This is a genomic window from Streptomonospora mangrovi (assembly GCF_027604915.1).
GTDB classification, from domain to species: domain Bacteria; phylum Actinomycetota; class Actinomycetes; order Streptosporangiales; family Streptosporangiaceae; genus Streptomonospora; species Streptomonospora mangrovi.
Map to the genome: position 1 here is coordinate 1 of NZ_JAJAQC010000004.1, position 19,132 is coordinate 19,132.

At 75.7% G+C, this 19,132-nt stretch carries 21 protein-coding genes; 11 read left to right on the forward strand and 10 right to left on the reverse strand.

Translation table 11 applies throughout. The features are described 5' to 3' along the window. Positions 1–161: 161 nt before the first annotated feature. On the reverse strand, positions 162–761 hold the full coding sequence (locus LG943_RS02745; protein WP_270070551.1) for a CGNR zinc finger domain-containing protein: 600 nt from the start codon (positions 759–761) through the stop codon (positions 162–164). Positions 762–842: 81 nt separating this feature from the next. On the opposite strand from LG943_RS02745, the gene LG943_RS02750 reads away from it, so the two are divergent. From LG943_RS02750 to def, 3 genes are all read left to right on the forward strand, one after another. After that, positions 843–1,349 carry an SRPBCC family protein gene (locus LG943_RS02750; protein WP_270070552.1) on the forward strand — a complete coding sequence of 169 codons (507 nt, stop codon included), beginning with the start codon at positions 843–845 and terminating at the stop codon, positions 1,347–1,349. A 232-nt stretch (positions 1,350–1,581) separates the two neighbouring features. Beyond that, positions 1,582–2,025 (forward strand): SMI1/KNR4 family protein, encoded by a 444-nt coding sequence (locus LG943_RS02755; protein WP_270070553.1) that lies wholly within the window; start codon positions 1,582–1,584, stop codon positions 2,023–2,025. A gap of 159 nt (positions 2,026–2,184) precedes the next feature. Beyond that, positions 2,185–2,889, forward strand: coding sequence for a peptide deformylase (gene def / locus LG943_RS02760; RefSeq protein WP_270070554.1), 705 nt, complete (start codon positions 2,185–2,187; stop codon positions 2,887–2,889). A 67-nt stretch (positions 2,890–2,956) separates the two neighbouring features. On the opposite strand, the gene LG943_RS02765 is transcribed toward def, so the two are convergent. Together LG943_RS02765 and LG943_RS02770 are read right to left on the reverse strand one after the other, a co-directional pair. Continuing rightward, positions 2,957–3,805, reverse strand: coding sequence for a class I SAM-dependent methyltransferase (locus LG943_RS02765; protein WP_270070555.1), 849 nt, complete (start codon positions 3,803–3,805; stop codon positions 2,957–2,959). A gap of 201 nt (positions 3,806–4,006) precedes the next feature. Then, positions 4,007–4,741 (reverse strand): YdcF family protein, encoded by a 735-nt coding sequence (locus tag LG943_RS02770; RefSeq protein ID WP_270070556.1) that lies wholly within the window; start codon positions 4,739–4,741, stop codon positions 4,007–4,009. A gap of 1,060 nt (positions 4,742–5,801) precedes the next feature. Between LG943_RS02770 and LG943_RS02775 the strand changes: the two genes are divergently transcribed. Further along, positions 5,802–6,761 carry an exonuclease domain-containing protein gene (locus LG943_RS02775; RefSeq protein WP_270070557.1) on the forward strand — a complete coding sequence of 320 codons (960 nt, stop codon included), beginning with the start codon at positions 5,802–5,804 and terminating at the stop codon, positions 6,759–6,761. 310 nt (positions 6,762–7,071) lie between these two features. Here LG943_RS02775 and LG943_RS02780 read toward each other — a convergent pair whose 3' ends face one another. Further along, a complete protein-coding gene (locus LG943_RS02780) occupies positions 7,072–8,265 on the reverse strand; it encodes an MFS transporter (RefSeq protein WP_270070558.1) in 1,194 nt (397 codons plus the stop codon). Between the two features lie 318 nt (positions 8,266–8,583). Between LG943_RS02780 and LG943_RS02785 the strand changes: the two genes are divergently transcribed. The 3 genes from LG943_RS02785 (at position 8,584) to LG943_RS02795 (ending at position 10,765) form a co-directional block, all read left to right on the forward strand. After that, positions 8,584–8,973: a VOC family protein gene (locus tag LG943_RS02785; protein WP_270070559.1), complete on the forward strand. Its 390-nt coding sequence runs from the start codon at positions 8,584–8,586 to the stop codon at positions 8,971–8,973. A 246-nt stretch (positions 8,974–9,219) separates the two neighbouring features. Then, positions 9,220–9,483 (forward strand): hypothetical protein, encoded by a 264-nt coding sequence (locus LG943_RS02790; protein WP_270070560.1) that lies wholly within the window; start codon positions 9,220–9,222, stop codon positions 9,481–9,483. 199 nt (positions 9,484–9,682) lie between these two features. Next, positions 9,683–10,765: a glycerophosphodiester phosphodiesterase family protein gene (locus LG943_RS02795; protein WP_270070561.1), complete on the forward strand. Its 1,083-nt coding sequence runs from the start codon at positions 9,683–9,685 to the stop codon at positions 10,763–10,765. Between the two features lie 85 nt (positions 10,766–10,850). Here LG943_RS02795 and LG943_RS02800 read toward each other — a convergent pair whose 3' ends face one another. Together LG943_RS02800 and LG943_RS02805 are read right to left on the reverse strand one after the other, a co-directional pair. Then, a complete protein-coding gene (locus LG943_RS02800; RefSeq protein ID WP_270070562.1) occupies positions 10,851–11,801 on the reverse strand; it encodes an SDR family oxidoreductase in 951 nt (316 codons plus the stop codon). Then, complete coding sequence (locus tag LG943_RS02805) at positions 11,798–12,703, reverse strand: alpha/beta fold hydrolase (protein WP_270070563.1); 906 nt, start codon at positions 12,701–12,703, stop codon at positions 11,798–11,800. Before LG943_RS02805 ends, LG943_RS02800 begins: the two co-directional genes overlap by 4 nt. A 307-nt stretch (positions 12,704–13,010) precedes the next feature. Here LG943_RS02805 and LG943_RS02810 point away from each other — a divergent pair, with 307 nt between their 5' ends. Beyond that, positions 13,011–13,535, forward strand: a complete 525-nt coding sequence (locus tag LG943_RS02810) for a hypothetical protein (protein ID WP_270070564.1) — start codon at positions 13,011–13,013, stop codon at positions 13,533–13,535. A 221-nt stretch (positions 13,536–13,756) separates the two neighbouring features. On the opposite strand, the gene soxR is transcribed toward LG943_RS02810, so the two are convergent. After that, complete coding sequence (soxR, locus tag LG943_RS02815; protein WP_270070565.1) at positions 13,757–14,257, reverse strand: redox-sensitive transcriptional activator SoxR; 501 nt, start codon at positions 14,255–14,257, stop codon at positions 13,757–13,759. Between the two features lie 257 nt (positions 14,258–14,514). After that, positions 14,515–15,378 carry a helix-turn-helix domain-containing protein gene (locus LG943_RS02820; RefSeq protein WP_270070566.1) on the reverse strand — a complete coding sequence of 288 codons (864 nt, stop codon included), beginning with the start codon at positions 15,376–15,378 and terminating at the stop codon, positions 14,515–14,517. A 246-nt stretch (positions 15,379–15,624) separates the two neighbouring features. Between LG943_RS02820 and LG943_RS02825 the strand changes: the two genes are divergently transcribed. Then, the gene (locus LG943_RS02825; RefSeq protein ID WP_270070567.1) at positions 15,625–16,119 is read left to right on the forward strand and encodes an ATP-binding protein; all 495 of its coding nucleotides are present in this window, start codon (positions 15,625–15,627) and stop codon (positions 16,117–16,119) included. 203 nt (positions 16,120–16,322) lie between these two features. Continuing rightward, positions 16,323–16,787 carry a VOC family protein gene (locus LG943_RS02830; RefSeq protein WP_270070568.1) on the forward strand — a complete coding sequence of 155 codons (465 nt, stop codon included), beginning with the start codon at positions 16,323–16,325 and terminating at the stop codon, positions 16,785–16,787. On the opposite strand, the gene LG943_RS02835 is transcribed toward LG943_RS02830, so the two are convergent. Then, complete coding sequence (locus tag LG943_RS02835; protein WP_270070569.1) at positions 16,763–17,755, reverse strand: hypothetical protein; 993 nt, start codon at positions 17,753–17,755, stop codon at positions 16,763–16,765. The two genes, LG943_RS02830 and LG943_RS02835, sit on opposite strands and share 25 nt — an antisense overlap. 2 nt (positions 17,756–17,757) lie before the next feature. After that, complete coding sequence (locus LG943_RS02840) at positions 17,758–18,168, reverse strand: winged helix-turn-helix transcriptional regulator (protein ID WP_270070570.1); 411 nt, start codon at positions 18,166–18,168, stop codon at positions 17,758–17,760. 108 nt (positions 18,169–18,276) lie between these two features. Between LG943_RS02840 and LG943_RS02845 the strand changes: the two genes are divergently transcribed. Beyond that, on the forward strand, positions 18,277–19,116 hold the full coding sequence (locus LG943_RS02845) for an NAD(P)H-binding protein (protein WP_270070571.1): 840 nt from the start codon (positions 18,277–18,279) through the stop codon (positions 19,114–19,116). Positions 19,117–19,132 lie beyond the last annotated feature (16 nt).

Here is a 19,132-nt window from a genome sequence, read left to right on the forward strand (position 1 = left end):
TCTCCAACGGCGCCTTTCGGGCCCGGTGACACCACCCCCCAGGTCATTGGTTCGACAGGGGGGAACAGTCATGCCGGGCCCGAAGGCCAGCGGCCCTCTTGCAGGACCGCGAAGAAGATAACGGGGGAGCGGGGCGCGGCCGGGGCGGGCGGGCGCCGTGCTCAGTCGCGGGTGCGGGCGCGGTGGGCGGCGACCTTGTGCCGGTTGCCGCAGCGCTCCATCGAGCACCACCGGCGGCTGCCCGGCCGGGAGGTGTCCAGGAACAGCAGGCGGCAGTCGCTGGCGGCGCACTCGCGCACGCGCTCGGCGCGGGCCGAGGCCACCACGTCGATGGCGTCGCGCGCCAGCGCCCCCAGCACCTGGGTGCCGCTGATGGGCAGCTCCCAGGCGCGGGCGCGGGTGGCGGGGTCGATGCGCGGGCGGGGCGCGGCCCCGGCGGCGTCGTTGAGCGCGCGCAGGTGCTCGGGCCGCGCGGGGAGGTCGGCGGCCAGGTCGCGCGCCAGGGGGTGCAGGGTGTCGCGCAGCCGCTTGACCTCGCGCAGCTCCATGGGGCTGATGCGCAGGTGGGCGGGCACCAGGCGCACCGGCGCGCCCAGGCGGCTGCGCGGCAGCCAGGCGGCGAGGTCGGCCGGGGCGTGCAGGATCTCGAAGCGCTCGTAGGGGCCGGGGCCGCCGGTGAGCAGGATCTCCAGGAACAGGGTTCCGGCGTCGAAGCGGTAACGCGCACCGTCGGAGGAGGTGAGGAGTATGCCGGCGGCCATGTAACCACTATAGTCGGTGTCGGTAACCGGTTAAGGCGGTAGCGGGCGGCCGGCCCGGCCGCCGCAGGAGGGGAGGACGCCATGGCGCCCGTGGGCAAGACGCGCGACGCGGGGTACCAGATCGGCGTGTCCACCACACTGGACGTGCCCGCGGAGGCGGTCCTGCGCGTGCTGGCGGGCGCGCGGGGCCAGGAGTGCTGGCTGGGCGCGGGCGCCCGCCTGGAACTGGAGGTGGGCGCCGCCTTCCGCGCCGCCGACGGCTCCACCGGCGAGGTGCGGGGACTGGGCCGCGGCGAGCGGATCCGGGTGCGCCGCCACTGGCCCGACGGGCGCTGGACCACCCAGCAGGTCGCCGTGGGGCGGCGCGGGGCGCGCACGGTCATGGTGCTGCACGAGGAGGGGCTGGCCTCGGGCGAGGAGCGCGAACTGCGCCGCGACCACTGGCGGGCGGTGGCCCGGGAACTGGTGCGCCTGGCCGAGAAGGAGGCGGCGCGGGGGGCGGGGACTGAAGAGTGCGGGCCGGTGCGGCGGTCGCCTCACGGCGCAGGGCACAACGCGGCTCCATGGTCCGCCCGCGAAGCCGGGTGACCCGGCCGCGCGGACGCGGTATTCCGCGAAGGCGATATGTGGAGCCCGGGGGACACTTCTACCGCACCGGCCCGCACCCCGCACAACACCCCGCCGACCGGCCATTATTCCCGCGCGCGCCGGGAAGTCGCCCGAGTCCGGCCGGGGCGGCCGCGCGGCCGTGGGGTGCGGATCCGCGCGGAATTCGCGAGACTCGCGGTCTCCGGTTTCCCGTGCAATGCCGCAACCTGTGATGATTCACAGTGTGTGGCGTGAACTGATCCGTGAACTGTACCCGGAGGCCGAACCGGCCGACCCGGCAGAAGAGGCCGCCATCGCCGAGATCGAGAAGGCGCTGGCCCTGCCGCTGCCCTTCGAACTGGCCTCCCTGCTGCGCGAGTGCGACGGGGTGTACAACGAGTACGGCGACGCGGTGGTGTGGACCGCCGAGCGGCTGGTGGAGGACAACCTCGCCATGCGCGGCGAGCCCGACTACCTGGAGCTGTACGCCCCCTTCGACGAGATGATCTTCTTCGGCGACTCCGACATGGGGCCGCAGTTCGCCTACGTCCACACCGACTACGGCCCCGGGATCGTGGTGTGGGACCACGAGACCGACCGCCGCCGCCTGGTCGCGGTCTCCCTGCGCGACTACCTGGTGCGCTGCCTGACCCAGGGCAACGGCTGGTTCCGCTAGCCGCGCCGCCCCGCCCGCGCCCGCGCGCACCGTGCCCGGGCGCCCGCTCTCACGGAATCGGTTTGACCTGCGACTTTGTGCTATTTTGCGAAGGCCGCCCCGCGCAGCCGGGGCACCACAGCACACCGCAGCCCCACCAAGAGCGAGAATCCCAAGACCATGCCTGAGCCCTCCACCCCCCAGGAGCCCGCCGACCAGCGCGTGCGCGTCCAGGGCCACCCCGTCGACTCCTTCCCCGAGATGGCCCCCGAGGCCCTGCGCGGGCGGGCGCGCGCCATCACGGTCGTGGGCGAGGAGGTGCTGCACCGGCGCAACCGCGACGTCGCCCTCGAGCAGTTCGGCACCCCCGAGTTGGCCGCGCTCGTGGACGACATGTTCGCCACCATGTACGTCGCCGAGGGCGTGGGGCTGGCCGGCAACCAGGTCGGCGTGGACCTGCGGCTGTTCGTCTACGACTGCCACGACGACGACGGCGTGCGCCATGTGGGCCACGTGTGCAACCCCGTGCTGGCCGAGCGCGACCCCGAGGACAGCCCCCTGGTGGTGGACAACGAGGGCTGCCTGTCGGTGCCCGGCCCCCACGCCGAGGTCCCCCGCGCCGAGTACGCCCGCGTCAGCGGGTTCGACCGCGACGGCAATGCCGTGGAGATCGACGGCACCGGCTACTTCGCCCGCTGCCTCCAGCACGAGACCGACCACACCCTGGGCCGCCTCTACATCGACCGCCTCGGCAAGCGCCCGCGCCGCAAGGTCCTCAAGCAGATGGAGGAGATGCGCGAGGACGTGTTCGCCCGCCGCGAGGCCAACGCCGCCAAGCTCGCCGAGCAGCAGGCCGCGGCCGGCGCCCCCACCGCCGAGTCCTGACACCGGCACCGCGACCGCCGCCGCGATGCCGGGCGGCGGCCGGTCCACCGGCCGGTCAGCCGCCCGGTCAGCGCCGGGCGGTGGCGATGTAGTAGTCGACCAGCCCCTCCTCATAGGCGCGCAGCCAGTTGCGGCTCCACACGTCGCGGTACTCGGTCCGGGCGATCCAGGCGTCGAAGCGGTGCCACACGCGCGGGCCGATGGACTCCGCGGCGACGTCGGTGAACCCGGCCGCGCGCAGCACGGCGGTGAAGTCGTCCACCGCCACCACCACGTCGACGCCGTTGCCGAAGGTCTCCAGCAGGGTCGTGGCGCGCGCCCGGGCGGACTCGGCGGTGAGGAAGAACACCGCCACCGCCAGCCGACCCCCGGGGCGCAGCACGCGGCGGGCCTCGGCGGCGAACGCCGGCAGGTCCTCGAAGTGCTGGGCGGCCTCGACGGAGTACACGGCGTCCAGGGCGGCCTCGGCCAGCGGCAGGCGGTCGGCGTCGGCCTGGACGAAGCGCAGCGGCGCCGCCGCGCCCGGTCGGGCCTGGGGCACCCGCTCGCGCGCCCGGCCCAACTGCTCGGCCGAGAGGTCAAGAGCCACCAGCGCGGCGGGGGAGAACTCGGCGGCCACCAGGGCGGCGCCCACCCCCAGCCCGCAGCCGACCTCGGCCGCGCGCTGCCCCGCACCCAGGTCCAGGCGGCGGGCGACCTGGCGGTACATCTCCTGCTGGCTGGCGGTGCGCTCGGCCACGGTGGGCGCGGAGTCGGGGCCGCCGGGCGGGTCGGCCCAGTAGCCGAAGTTGATGAAGCCGCCGGAGAACAGGGTCAGCGACGACAGGTCGTTGGCGCCGTACATGGCGGAGCGCCGGGCGCGCCGATCGGCGGCGCCCGGCGCCTGCCCGTCGGCGCGCGGAGGGTCGGGTTCCACGACAGGGGCTGTGCCCGTCCCCGCTCCGCCCGAAACCGCGCCCTGCGGGGTGGGGAGGAGTGCGGGAGAGGTGTGTGCGGCGGCCCTGGCCGCCACGGGGGTCGGCGGGCTCGGCCGGCCGCTCCTGGCCGCCGCGTGCGCGGGGCGGAGGGGGCGCGTCCGAGGTGCGCCGCCCATGGCGGCCTGCGGACGCCCCCGGCCTCAGCGGGAAAGGGGGCGCACGGGTTCGCCGGGGACGAGGTGGTCGGTGAACCCGAGGGCGGCCAGGCGCTCGGCGGCCCGCCACGCCTCCTCGGGCACCTCGACGGGGGCGCTCCAGCCCCGGCCGGCGTAGACCGCCAGGCGTTGCAGGTCGCCCACCAGGAAGTGCACCAGCTCCTCGGCGGTGTGCTCGGGGTCGGCGCAGTAGCCGGTGTAGCCGCCGCCGAAGCAGGCGAAGGTCCAGTCCGCCGAGGGCCAGTGCACGGCGGCGGTGGCCAGCGCCCGCTGGGCCATGTAGGGCTTGGCGGTGACCACGGCCCGCCGCACCGGGATCCCGGCCGCCTCCACCAGGGCGCGGCTGCGGGTGAAGTTCTCCCCGGTGTTGGTGGCGCCGGTCTCCAGCAACAGCGCGGAGTCGGGGATGGGCGCGGCGGCGCGGGCGGCGTCGGCGAACACGTGGGCCTCGGAACGCTCCCAGCGCGGGGCGCGCCCGTCGCCGCCGGTGCGCCGCCCCCGGTCGCCGGAGATCACCACGAGCGGGGCCACCCCCTGCCGCCACATCCGCGCGGCGTGTCCGGCCACCCGCACGTCGTGGCTGCCCAGCACCAGGATGAGGTCGTTGCCCGCGCCGGGCACCGGATCGCACACCGGCCGGGTGTGGAAGTCCCACAGCACCCGCGCCAGGGCGTGCACCTCGCCGCCTAGTTCCTCCAGGTTTTCCAGCACCTCGCTCACGCCCGCCAGCCTAGATCTTCGAGGGGGGTTCGGTGGCCTTCGGGGCGGGCGGCCACCGGGCCGCTTGGGGGTGGTTGAGGCGGGCAACGAAGCGGCGGCGGGTGGTCCGGGCGGGCGGGTCCGGCGCGGCTTGGTGGCGGCCGCCCGCGCGAGTACGGCCTCAAGGTGAGGAGGGTGTCGGGGCTCCTGGCCGCTGGTCTCGCCGTTCCTCTGCGGTTGGGCGAGACCGCCTCATTCCCGAACCGGACAAGAGGGGCGCCGGGTGCCTGAAATCTCACATGGTAAGACGAAAACGGCCCCCTTTCACCACGAGATGCGCCTACGGATCGCCAGGGCGAAGGAGAAGGCACTTTCGTCGCCCTTGGAAACGGAGAGGGGGACAAAAGGGTACGGCGGGCACTTCGATCGTCTCACCATGCGGACGCTTTGGCCCTCATGGGGCCACTTCGGTGCAGTCATGGCCCATTCTGTAAGCGACAAACAGGGCAAAACATCATGAAACGCCGCGCCGAGTCCAGACGAGATGCGGATTCGCCCCGCCCACCCGCTCCGCCGAGCCACCTGAACGCGGAAACGGCCATCGGCGCCGCCGCGCCCGTCGCGTCGCCGCCTCGGCCGTCCACCCTGGGTACCGATGGCCGCCCCGCCGGACCACCCGCCGCCGTCGCCGCCCCGTTGCCACCTCGCCCATCCGCCCGGCTGGTCGGTGGCCGCACGCGCGGACCCGCGTCCCGCCTCGGCGCCCCGTCGCCCCCTCACCATCCGCCCAGGTGATCGGTGAACGCATGCCCGGACTCCCGCTTCGCGTCGGCGCCCCGTCGCCACCCCACCCATCCGCGGTGGTCGCGGCCCCGGACCCCCCTCGCATCGGTGCTCCGTCACCACCCTCGCCACTTGCCCAGGCGACCGCTGAACGCACGCCAAGACCAGGGCGCCGGGCGCCGCATTCGCGGCGCCTTCGCCGGTTTCGGCCCGGACGGTGGGGCGGCGGCGGTAGTCTGCCTGCTGCGGTGCGGCGCCGAGTCGTGGCGGCCGCGCGGTAGGAGAGGGGGCGCATCCGATGAGCCGGGCCTGGACCGCCGTGGACTTCGAGACCGCCAACCCCGACCGTGGCAGCGTGTGCGCCGTGGGGCTGGTGCGGGTGGTCGACGGCGCGGTCGTGGAGCGCTACTCCACCCTGGTGCGCCCGCCCGAGCCGGTGCGGTTCTTCTCGGCCCGCCACACCGCCATCCACGGCATCACCGCCGCCGACGTCGCCCAGGCGCCGCAGTGGCCCGAGGTGCTGGAGCGAATCACCGCCGTGGCCGGCGACGACCCGCTGGTGGCCCACAACGCCGCCTTCGACGTGGGCGTGCTGCGCGCGGCCTGTGCCCACACCGGGCTGGCCCGCCCCGCGATCTCCTACGCGTGCACGCTGGCGCTGGCCCGGCGCGCCTGGGCCGAGCTGCCCGACCACCGGCTGCCGACCGTGTGCGGGCGCATCGGCTGGGACATGGCCGGGCGCCACCACCGCGCCGACGCCGACGCCGAGGCCGCCGCCCGCATCGTGCTGGCCGCCATGGAGGCCACCGCCGCCGCGTCCCTCAGCGCGCTGGCGGCGGCGCTGAGCTGGCCGCTGACCCGGCTGGCCGGCGGCCTGGACCCCCGTCCGGCCGCCACCGGTGGCGCGGCCCGCCCCGGCGACCGGTTCGCCGCCTGGCAGGAGGCGGCGCGCGCCGAACTGCCCGAGGCCGACCCCGACGCCGACCCCTCCGGCCCTTTCTACGGCCGCACCGTGTGCATCAGCGGCGACCTCGACGGCATCCCCAAGCCCGACGCCTGGCGGCGCATCGCCGAGGCCGGCGGGCACCCGGCCAAGAACGTCACCCGCGCCACCGACGTGCTGGTGGTGGCCGACTCCACCACGAGCGCGCCTACCGCCAAGCAGCGCCGCGCCGAGGACTACCGCGCCCGGGGCCAGGCCATCGAGATCATCGGCGAGCGCGAGTTCACCGCCCGCCTGGCCCTGGCCGGCGGCTGAGCCGCACCGCGCCCCGTCCCGTCCTCTCCCACTCCCCGCCCGCCGCCCCCGGGACCGCCGTCCAACGCCCCGGGCGGCGTGTTTGCACGCGGCCGGCGAGGGGTAGAGCACAGGCGCTCCGCCGGGTCGCGCGACCGGGCCAATGCCGCTTCGGCAGCGCCTTTTCCATGCCTGCGAGGGTGCCACTGCCCTCGATTGGCCCTTGTCTGGCCCTGGTTTCGGCTCTCCGTCGCCCCGACGCGGCCGACCACCCCCCAGTTCCGGGCGTCGTTCAGGCCGGCGGCCGGCAGGTCGCGGACGTCCCGAAGGGTCAGCCGGATTTGGGAGTCGGCTCCCCGGCCGGTGCGGCGGCGCGGCGGGCCGCCCTGCGGTCGCCCGCGGCCGAGGCCGCCACCAGGAGCAGGCCCACCACCCCCAGCCCGGCGCCGAGCAGGCTGGGCGCGGCGAACCCGTAGCCCGCGGCGATGACCAGCCCGCCCAGCCAGGCGCCGCTGGCGTTTGCGAAGTTGAGCGCGGAGTGGTTGAGGGCGGCCGCCAGCGAGGGGGCGTCCTCGGCCTTGTCCATCAGCCGCGTCTGCAACGACGGCACCAGGGCGCTGCTGGTGAAGCCCAGCAGGAACACCATGGCCACCGCGCCCACCGGCGAGGCCGCCAGCAGGTGCAGCAGGAGCAGCGCCAGCGTCATGGCGCCCATGGCCAGGTACATGGTGGGCATCAGCGCGCGGTCGGCCGCCCGGCCCCCGGCCAGGGTGCCGCAGGTCATGCCCACGCCGTAGAGGGCCAGCACGTAGGGCACCGCGCCCAGCGGCAGGCCGGCGACCTCGGTCATCATGGGGGAGATGTAGCTGTAGGAGGCGAACATGCCGCCGAACCCCAGCGCGCCCACCGCCAGCGCCAGCCACACCTGGCCGCGCGCCAGCGCCCCGAACTCCGAGCGCATGGAGGCCCCCGGCCGGGGCCGCTGGTTGGGCACCAGCAGGGCGATGGCGATCACGGTGAGCACGCCCACCCCGGCCACCAGGGCGAACGCGGCGCGCCAGCCGAACTCCTGGGCGGCCATCGTGCCCAGCGGCACGCCCACGATGTTGGCCACGGTCAGCCCGGCGATCATCAGCGCGACCGCCTGGGAGCGCTTGTTGAACGGCACCAGCGCCGCCGACAGCACCGCGCCGACCCCGAAGAACGTGCCGTGGGGCAGGGCGGTGGCCACGCGGGCGGCCAGCAGCAGCCCGAAGTTGGGCGCCAGCGCCGAGGCGAGGTTGCCCAGGGTGAACATGGCGGCCAGCCCGATGAGCAGGTGCTTGCGGTCGACGCGGGCGCTGAGCGGCGCCAGCAGCGGGGCGCCCACCACCACGCCCAGGGCGTAGCAGGAGATGACGTATCCGGCGGTGGGGATGGAGACCCCGAAGGCGTCGGCGACGTTGGGCAGAATGCCCATCGCGACGAATTCGGTGGTTCCTATGCAAAAGGCGCCGACGGCCAGAGCGAGCAGGGCGATGGGCACGGCAGCCGTCCTCACTGGTGGGTGGTGCGGGAAGCGTCGCGGCGGAGGCCCCGGCCGCGCGCGCCGGGTGCCGGGGCTCGTGCGGGTCCGCCCGTCGACCGGGTGCACGGCGCCGGGGCGGCGGATACGGTCGCCGATCCCATGATGGGATCAAGAAGGCCGTCCGCCGCGCGGTGTTTCGTCCCCATCCTAACCAGGGCGTTCCGGTCTGTACGGTCTCACTGATGTTCGCTCCGCCACGCCGACCGCGCACGCCGCCCCGCGCCGCGCACGTCCGCACCGGGTTCACCCGGGCGGCGCCGGGGCATGGATCCGACCATGGTGAACGTCCTCAGCAGCCGCGTCCTGCTGCACCCCCGCGACCTCGCCGCCAGCCGCGCCTTCTACCGCGACGTGCTCGGCCTCGCCGTCTTCCGCGAGTTCGGCACCCCGCCCGACCACGGCACGGTGTTCTTCCTGGGCGGGGGCTTCCTGGAGGTCTCGGGCACCGGCGAGCCCGCCGCCGACCCCGCCGCGCTGCGGCTGTGGCTCCAGGTGCCCGACATCGCCCAGGCCCACGCGGAGCTGGCCGAGCGCGGCGCGCCCATCCTGCGCTCGCCCCAGCGCGAGCCCTGGGGGCTGCTGGAGATGTGGATCGCCGATCCGGATGGCGTCAAGATCTGCGTGGTGGAGGTGCCGGCCGACCACCCCATGCGCTACCGCCCCTGAGGAGGGCGGCTGGGCGCCCGAAGCGTGCGGAAAACGGTCGATCGCCGAACGCCGGAGTCCGTCCCGCGCAAGGGGTTCAGCGTGTCCTACGCTCCCGGTAGTGTTCCCCCAGCCGGCGAACACGCTTTCGATCAGGGCGGCCACATATCCGGCTCGGCGGCCGTGGTCGGGCGTCCGGGTGCACGCGCCGCCCGGCGGCCGCACCGTGGCGGGCACCGCCGCCGACGACGAGTACAAGGAGCGAGCATGTCCGAGCCGACGCCCCCCACCCCGGGCTACACCCCCGCCGACAAGGAGACGGTCCTCGGCGTACTGCGTCGCCTGGGCACGGCCGCCGCCCAGGCCCAGCGCGAGGCCGCCGCCGCGCCGAACGAGGCAGCGGCCGCCGAGCATCTGCGCCGGTCCCGGGAGGCGGTGGCCGAGCAGGCCCGCAGGGACATGCTCGCCATCCGCCCCGAGGCCATCGCGGCGCTGCACGCCGACATGGACGCCGACGACGACGAGAAGTGAGCTTCATGCCGCCGGATGATCCGCCGGCCTAGGCGGCGGTGGACCTCGACCGCTCACCCCCGGGGGTGCCGGTGCCAAGCGGATCCGGTGGCGGTCGCCCCCCGCCGGACGTGGCCCCGCGGATCGGTTCAACCAGCCTTAGCGCGCCCTTCACCGGCGCCCCGGCCCCCCGCCGCGCACGCGCACCACGATGGGGCGCATGCTCCTGCGCTCCCTCACCACCCTGCTGGTGGCGGCCGGGCTGGCCGCCGCCTCGCTCACCCCCGCCGCCGCCGACACCACCGACGGCCGCGACCACGACCGCCACCGCCCCGGCCGCTCCTTCGACCTCCAGGCCCACCGCGGCGGCCTCGGCCTGGTCGTGGAGAGCACCCTGCCCGCCTTCGCCAACGCCCTGGAACTGGGCGTGAGCACGCTCGAACTCGACGTCCAGATCACCCGCGACGGCGAGGCCGTGGTCACCCACGACCGCCGCATCAGCGACCGCAAGTGCCGCGACACCCAGCCCGTCACCCCCGGCGACCCCCAGTACCCCTACGTCGGCTCCTACATCAAGGACCTGACGCTGGCGCAGGTGCGCACCCTGGACTGCGGCTCCCAGACCCTGCCGGAGTACCCCGGCCAGCGGGCCGCCCCCGGCGAGCGCATGCCGCTGCTGCGCGAGGTGTTCGACCTGGTGCACCGCTACCGCGCCCACGGGGTGGGGCTCAACATCGAGACCAAGGTCGAGGCGGGCGCCCCGCACGAGACCGCGCCGCGCGAGGAGTTCGTCCAAGTGGTGGTGGCCGAGATCCGCCGGGCGCGGCTGCTGCGCCAGGCCACCGTCCAGAGCTTCGACTGGGGCGCGCTGATGCGGGTGCGCGAGGTGGAGCCGCGGCTGCCGATCGTGGCGCTGACCAACCACGACTTCCTCCAGACCGGGCAGCCCGGCGCCTCGCCCTGGCTGGGCGGCATCGACATCGACGACTTCGACGGCGACCCGGTCGCCGCGGTCGACTCCTTCGGCGCCGACGCCTTCTCCCCGGTGCACGGGTTCCCGCAGAACGGCACGGTGGGCGATCCCGACTACCGGCTCTACGTGGACGCCGCCATGGTGGCCCGCGCCCACCGCCGCGGCATCGAGGTGGTGCCCTGGACCGTCAACGACCCCGCAACCATGCACGCCGTGCTGGACACCGGGGTGGACGGGCTGATCACCGACTACCCCGACCGGCTGCGCACGGTGATGCAGGAGCGCGGGCTCAAGCTCCCCAAGCCCTACCGCCCGCGCGGCCGGGCCTGAGCCCCAGCCCCACGTCACGTGGGTTGGTGCGCCCGTCCCGGGCGGGGCGGGCACACCAACCGTCCGCGCGTCGGCCTTCCGCACGCTAGCGCGGCGCGGCCTCGGCGCTGTCGACGCTCCCGGCGTCGCCGGCTCCCTCGGGCGCGCGGGCGGCGCGGGCCCGCTGGTCGGCCGCCCCGCCCGCGCCCACCGCCGCGGCGCGCCGGTCGCGGGTGGCCTCCAGCCGGGCGTCCAGCCGGCTGATCTCGCGCGGCCCGAACGCGCCGATGAACCCCGGCAGCGCCCCGCGCACCCCTTGCAGCGCGCGCAGCCACGGCTGGCCGTAGACATGGGCGCGGCGGCGCGCGATCCCGGCCACGATGTGGTCCACCGCCGGCTCCAGGGGGAAGGTGCGGTTGAGCGGCCAGGGCAGCCGCGAGCGCATCTCGCGCAGCTCGTCGTCGGCGTCGGCCCCGCGCACCATGTCGGTGTCGGTCCAGGTCAGGTAGGCCACGCCCACGTCGACGCCCTTGTAGGCGACCTCGGGGCGCAGGCAGTGCGCGAACGCCTCCACCCCCGACTTGCTCGCGCAGTAGGCGGCCATCAGCGGCGCCGGGGTGATCGCCGCCAGCGAGGCGATCTGGAGCAGGTAGCCCCGGCTCTCCAGCAGCGCCGGCAGGAACGCGCGCGCGGTGGCGATGCTGCCGAGTAGGTTGACCTCGATGACGCGGTCGAAGGACGCGGCCCGGGTGTGGGCGAAGGGGCCGCCGGTGGCGATCCCGGCGTTGGCCACGACGATGTCGATGCGGCCGTAGCGCTCGGTGATCGCGGCCGCGGCCGCCTCCAGGGCGGCGGCGTCGGTGACGTCGGCCTGCCACCAGTCGGACTCGGCGCCGCAGTCCTTGGCGGTGGCGGCCAGTTCGTCGGGCTCCAGCCCCACCAGGGCGGTGCGCACGCCCTGGTCGGCCAGGCGGCGCGCCAGCAGCGCGCCCACCCCGCGCGCGGCGCCGGTGATCACGGCGGTGCGGCCGGCCAGGCGCGGATAGCGGCGGGTCATGCGGTCTCCTCCCGATGGGCGACGGGTGTGCGCAGGTGGGCGGCTGCGAGGTCGGCCAGCGCCCCGGCCACCGTCTCCGGCGCCTCCAACGGTGTCATATGGCCGGCGCCCGCGACCTCGATAAACCGCTCGCAGTTGGGCAGCAGGTCGCGGATGTGGCGGGCCTGGGCGATGGGGGTGAGGCGGTCGCGGGTTCCGGCCAGCACCACCGAGGGCATCTCCAGGTGCGCCAGGCCCCGGTCCAGTTCCAGGTGGGCCAGCACCCGGCCCCAGCGCCCGCGCGGCAGCCGGGCGCAGCCGTGCACGATGCGCACGCAGTAGTCGACCATCGCGGGGTCGGCGTCGGGGGCCATCGTGACGTAGTGCAGGGCCGCGCGGGTCAGCGGGGTCAGCGGCCCCAGGGGCAGCGTGGAGCCCAGCAGCAGCCGGTGGGCGGCGGCGCCCAGGCGGGGGAAGCGGGCGGCACCGGGCAGCACGCGCGAGGAGCCGGGCAGTGCGGTGCTGCCGGTGCTGGCCAGCAGGACGGCGGCGGCGCGGCGGGCGAACCGGGGCCGGTCGGCGGCGGCCATCACGGTCATGGCGCCCATGCTGTGGCCGCCCACCACCGCGCGCTCCTCGGGAGCGAGGACGGCCTCCAGCACGGCGCACAGGTCGTCGGCGAGGGCGGCGACGCTGTAGCCGTGGCGGGCGGGGTGGGAGCTGGCGCCGTGGCCGCGCTGGTCGTAGCAGATGACGCGGTGGTCGGCGCCCAGGTGCTCGACCACGGGCCGCCAGAAGTGGGTGGAGCAGGTCCAGCCGTGGCTGAGGACGATAGCGGGGGCGTCCTCGGGGCCGTGGGTCTCGACGTTGATGCGGGTGCCGTCGGGGGAGAGGACGGTGGTGCGGCGCGGGGCGGCGGTCATCTCGCCTCCCGGAGGGTGGTTCGGGGGCGGCGGCCGGAGGGGGCGCGGGGATCGCTGGAGGTGGGGCGGGAGGAGGGACGGAGGGTGCTCATGGGGGCCTCGACTCGCTCGGAGGTTACCGGTGAGTTCAGTAGTGGTGCCCGAGCGTAGACCATGACAATGATCATTGGAAGGGTTGGTGCGCGGCGGGACGGGTCCACCGCCCACGGCGGCGCTTCCGGGCACCGTCCGGCGGCCAGGCCTCTAGGATCGGGGCCAGGTCCGAGGCGCGCGGGGGGCGCGCCCGCGAGGGGAGAGGCGGCGGCGCGTGGACGAGGGAGCGGGCCTGGCCCACATCCTGGCGGGGGTGCCGCTGTACGCGCCCGTGGACGAGCCCCGCCGGGGGCGCGTCAGCTCCACCACCCTGGAGCCGGGCGGCGGGCGGCTGCTCAAGGCTGTCGTGGACTTCGGGTCCACGCCCGAGGGCGCCGACCTCGGCCCCGACCTGGAGATCGCCACGCGGCTGTGGGAGCGCGCCGAACCGCCCGCCGAGCGCGACCTGCGCGCCTTCTGCGCCGAACGCGACCTTATGGAGCGGCGCGCCCGCGACCCCCTGGCCGCGCAGTCCTTCACCCTGGGCGAGGACGCGCGGTGGTCGGAGCAGACACTGGCCGTCGAGGGCCGCGACCACCCCTGCGCCGTGCTCACCACCGACCGCTCCTGGGTGGCCGCCGCGGTGGTGGAGGGCGGGGCCATGGTGCGGGTGTTCACCCCGGCCCCGGGCCCCGGCCCGCGCGCGCTGCGCCGTCTCACCGACCCCGCCGAACTGGAGCCCCTGCGCGGACGCGGCTGAGGGGGCGGGCGGTCATCGACGTGCCCGCCGGCGGTCGAGGCGGGCGACCAGGGCGGCGTCGGCAGCGCTCACCGGGTCGCGGGTCGGATGGCCGGCGTGGGCGGCTTGTTCGCGAGCCCGGACACGCCAGTCATCGGCACTCATCGGTGTCGCGGCGCCCCGGTCGCAGCGGTCCCCCGCCGTCTCCCCGTCCGCCGCCGCCGGCCAGGGCGAGCGCCCGGCTAGCCGCCGCACTCCGCGCCGATCCCCGAGCAGCCGCGCGGGGTGAGCAGGCGGCGCGGACCGGGGCCGTCCTGGGCGAGTTGGTCGTAGGGGTTGGACAGCGCGCAGCGCTCCAGCGACAGGCAGCCGCAGCCGATGCAGTCGGTGAGGTTGTCGCGCAGCCGCTCCAGTTGCAGGATGCGGTCCTGCAACTCGTCGCGCCAGCGCTCCGACAGCCGCGCCCAGTCCTCGCGGGTGGGCGTGCGGTTGTCGGGCAGGCACTCCAGCGCCTCGCGGATCTCACTCAGCGGGATCCCCACGCGCTGGGCGGTGCGGATGAACGCCACCCGCCGCAGCGTGTCGCGGCGGTAGCGGCGCTGGTTGCCCGCCGTGCGGCGGCTGGTGATCAAGCCCTTGCGCTCGTAGAAGTGCAGCGCGGACACGGCCACGCCGCTGCGCTCGGCGACCTGGCCAACGGTCAGTTCCTTGGACTTCCACGACGCCTGGGTGGCGGTGGGCATCACGCATCCCTCCCCATCGACCTCAACGGCCCTTGAGGTTAACCCACCGGGGGCGGCCGGGGCGCCGCGCCCCCGGGGCCGGTCCCCGCGTCCGCGCCGGGCGGAGGGGGACCGGCCCCGGGGACCGGGCGAAACCGGAGCTTCGGGGCACCACGGCGAATTCGCCGTCAATTCCCGAAACCAGCCCACAGGGTCAGGAAAAGGCTGGACGGCGCGTAGAACCGCAACGCGTCGTTTTCAGCGCATTTTCGTCGCTTTCAGGGTGAGCGCGGAATGTCGGAGAGGACGCCCTCGATGAGTTCGGCCGAGCGGAGGGGGTCGAGCGCCTTTACGGTCAGGTCGTCGAAAAGCAGGTCGTAGGATTCCAGTTCCTCGGGCTCCTCCAGGTACACCGCACCGGTGCGGTACTCCACGTAGGCCAGGTCGCGGTCGCGCGGGTCGGGGAAGCGCAGCATGACGAACGCGCCGTCGGTGCCGGCGTGGGCCCCGGCCGCGAACGGTAAGACCTGGAGTGTCACGTTGGCCAGGTCGGCGGCCCGCAGCAGGTGGCGCAACTGGGCGCGCATGACCTCGTCGCCGCCGACGCTGCGGTACAGGGCGCCCTCGCCCATGATCGCGCGCAGCCGCACGGGGTCCTCCTCCCACACCCGGTGCTGGCGCCGCTGGCGCACGTCCACCCGGCGGAACACCGCCTCCTCCGGGCGCGGGGCGGGCTCGCTCTCGATCAGCGCGCGGCTGTACTCGGGGGTCTGGAGCAGGTCGGGGACCTGCTCGACCTCGTAGACGCACATCTGCGACGCCTCGGCCTCCAGGCCGACGTAGACGCTGAACCACGAGGGCATGTCCTTGGAGTAGCGCTGCCACCACCCCCGCCGCCGCGCCGAGCGGGCCAGGTCGATGAAGTAGCCGCGGTCCTCCGGGGGCACCTCGTAGAGTTCGAGCAGCATCGCCACGGTGCCGACCTCGGCCCGCACCTCGGCGTTCTCCAGGCGGGTGATGGTAACCGGGTTCTTGCCGACGTACTGGCCCACGCGCTCGCGCGGGATGCCCGCCGCGCGGCGGCGCTCACGGAGGAACCGTGCCAGGCTCCGGCGCGCGGCGGTGGGGCTGTTGCGTGGCACGGGGCACCTCCGAAACACGGCGAAATGAGGGGACGAAAAGGTATTCGCACTTGTGCTTTTCCAACGGGTTCTTTAATACAGCTTGCACGCCATACACGCGTGAGTGATATTGGAAGCGTAGCGAGGCGCCGCCGGGCCGGGATGCAAAACCGGACATGCGGCGCCAGCGCGAAAGTGCGCTGACCGGGTCGGGAGCGCCCGGTCACAGCCGCTTCCACCACCTTGCGGGATTCGGGGAGTCGTCTCGTGCACCACATCACCGCCAGCCCTGACCCGTCCTGTCCGGGCGCTCGGCGGCGCGACCCCGACCACCAGCTCACCTTCGCCGGCCAGCCCGCCAGCGTGGGCGTCATGCGCGACTGGGTGGCCCAGCACCTGCGGCGCGGGCCCTACGCCTACCCGTCCGGCCTGATCGACGACCTGCTGGTGTGCGCCAGCGAGATCGGCACCAACGCGGTGCGCCACTCCCGCTCGGGCCTGCCCGGCGGGGTGTTCACCGCCTCCCTGTGGCAGGCGCCGGCCGGGGTGTGCCTGGAGGTCCGCGACATGGGGCCGCGCCCGGGGCGCCCCAGCGTGCCGCGCATCAACGGCATCGCCCTGGACGACCCCGCCGCCGAGAACGGTCGGGGGCTGGGCTTCGTGTTCGCCCTGTGCGGTGGCAACTGCGGCTCCACCGCGCCGCCCCACCCGCGCGGCCACACCGTCTGGTGCGAACTGGAGGTCGGCGCCGACACCTCCTAGCCGGCCCGCGCCGGGGCCTGGCCCCCGGCACGTCGCGCCCGCCCGCCGCCGCCCCGCGCGGGTAGATTGGGCACACGGCGCCCGGCGCGCCCGGCGGCCTCCCCGCCCGGGTCCGCGCCTCCTCCCGCCCCTCTCGTCCCTCCCGCCCCCTGCACCGGCCCGCAGACCGCACCGTTTCGACAAGCCGAACCAGGGAGCAGGACATGATCACCAGATTGGGCGTGGCCGGCGTCTACGTGCTCGACCACGACGAGGCCAAGCGGTTCTTCATCGACCGGCTGGGCTTCGAGGAGCGCTTCGACCTCACGATGGACAACGGCATGCGGTGGCTGACCGTGGGGCCGCCGGCCGACCCGCGCTTCCAGCTCAGCCTCACCGTGCCCGGCTCGCCGATGCACGACGAGGAGACCGCCGCCGCCATCCGCGACCTGCTGGCCCGGGGCGCGCTCAGCGGCGGCGCGTGGAACACCGACGACTGCCGCGCCACCTACGCCGAGTACACCGCCCGGGGCGTGGAGTTCGTCCAGGAGCCGCACGAGGTCCCCTACGGCGTCGAGGCGGTCTTCCGCGACCCGTGGGGCAACTGGTACAGCCTCAACGAGGTGCCCGACTCCGCCTTCGACACCGAGGAGATGGCGCGCCACTACCGGCGGGGCGACTCCGCCTGAGCCGCCTGAGCGGCCCGGTCCGGCCGCGGCGACTGGGGCGGCTGAGCCGGTCCGGCCGGGCGCGCGGCGCGGGGCAGGCGCCGCGCGGTGTGGCGGGCCAGCTCCACCAGCGGCGCGGGCGCGCCGGGCGCGCGTTCCACCCGCAGCAGCGCGGTGCGCAGCCGGCGGCGGTTGCGGGCCGACTCCACACCGGCCGCCGCCTCGGGCAGCCCCGCCAGCGCGGCGGCGCACTCGGGCCAGGCGCGGGCCGCCGCCGCGGCGCCCACCGCCGAAACGCGGTGGAACAGGGCGCCGCGCGCACCGGCGGGCTGGGCCGCCACCGTCTCGGCCGCGCCCAGCAGCGCCTCCAGGGCCGCGCCCGGGCGCCCCAGCGCCAGCAGGACCAGCCCGCGGTGGCCCAGCACCTCGCCCTCGTCCACCCACCACGTCCACGCCGGGTCGCGGGCGGTGCGGGAGTCCTCCAGCGCCGCCTCGGCCCGGCCCAGGGCCGCCAGCGCCGCGCCGGTAGAACCGCCGCGCGCCAGCGCGCGGGCCAGCCGCACCCGCGCGAGCAGGGCGGTGCGCCCCGGCAGCCGGGGCCGCTCCAGGAGTTCGGCGGCGGCCGCGCGGGCCGCGCCGGCGCGCCCGGCCTCCAGCTCCTGGAGCGCCAGGTTGGTCAGCGCGAACGCGGCCATGGCGGAGTCGCCGGCCTCGGCCGCCAGCGCGTGGGCCTCGCGCGTGGCCAGGCGGGCGCCCGGGTGGCCGGCGTCGAACAGCACCCATCCGGCCACCTCGGCCGCCTCGGCGCGCGCGGCGGCCAAATCGCGCTCCACGCGGGCGGGCGCCGGAGGTCCCGGGCGGCGCGCGCAGCGCCACGCGGCCAGGGCCGCGCCGGCGACGGCGTCGCCGCCGCGGCGGGTGTCGTGGGCGACCAGCCGGCGGGAGCGGGCGCGCAGCTCTTCGGCGCGCTCGCGTGCGGGCGCGGCCACGCTCAGCCCCGGCGGGCGGGCCGGTGCTCGGTCGCGTCGTAGGCGCGGCGGGCGTCCTCGACCCGGTCCAGGTTGTCGGCGGCCCAGTGGGCGAGGCCGGCGAACAGCGGCGCCAGGCTGAGTCCCAGGTCGCTGATCTCATACTCCACGCGCGGAGGGACCTCGGGGTGGTAGGTGCGGACGACCAGGCCGTCGCGTTCGAGCTGGCGCAGCCGCTGGGTGAGCACCTTGGGCGTGACGGCGGGGATGCGGCGGTGCAGCTCCACGAACCGCTGCCGACCGAAGCGGTGCAGGCACCACAGGATGGGCGTGGTCCAGCGGCTGAAGACGATGTCGACCACGGGCGCGATCGGGCAGGCCGCGGCGGGGTCGGCCGGCGCGGCGGGCCGCCGCCCGACGGTGGTCTCGCTCACAGTGCCCCCCATTTCCCAATACTTTCTTCTAGGAACCTACTATCCCGCCGAATGTAGCCTCCTGGCGACCCCCGCGGAAACACCGCGGGCGTAGGCGAGGAGCGGGACATGATCGTGGTGACCGGAGCCACCGGCAACGTGGGGCGGCCGCTGGTGCGGGCGCTGGCCGAGGCGGGCGAGCGGGTGACGGCGGTGTCGCGCGGCCCCGGGGACGCGGGGTCCGCGCCCGGCGTCACCACACTGCGCGCCGATCTGACCGCCCCTGACGCGCCCGAGGTGCTGGCGCCCGCCCTGGCGGGGGCCTCGGCGCTGTTCCTGCTGACGGCCGCCTCGGTGCTGCCGCTGGGCGGGGCCGGGGTGGCGGGCGTCCTGGCGGCGGCCCGGGCCGCCGGGGTGGGCCGGGTGGTGCTGCTGTCGTCCCAGGGCGTCGGCACCGGCCGCCACCCCTCCGACATCGAGGACGCCGTGCGGGCGGCCGGAGTGGAGTGGACGGTGCTGCGGCCGGGCGGGTTCCACTCCAACGCCGGGCAGTGGGCGCCGGGCGTGCGGGCCGAGCGGACGGTGGCCGCGCCCTTCGGCGACGTCGCGCTGCCCACCGTGGACCCCGCCGACATCGCCGCCATGGCCGCCGAGGCGCTGACCGGCGAGGGCCACGCCGGCGCCACCTACGTGCTCACCGGCCCCGAACCCGTCTCGCCGCGCGGCCAGGCGGCGGCGATCGGCGCGGCGCTGGGCGAACCGGTGCGCTTCGTGGAGTTGAGCCGGGAGCAGGCCCGCGAGCGGATGCTGGGCTTCATGCCAGCCCCGGTCGTGGCGGCCACCCTGTCCGTGCTGGGCGAGCCCACGCCCGAGGAGGTCCGCGTCAGCCCCGACGTGGAGCGCGTCTTGGGCCGGCGCCCCCGCGCCTTCGCCGAGTGGGCCGCCGACAACGCCGCCCTGTTCCGCTGAGCGCGCGCCCCGGCGG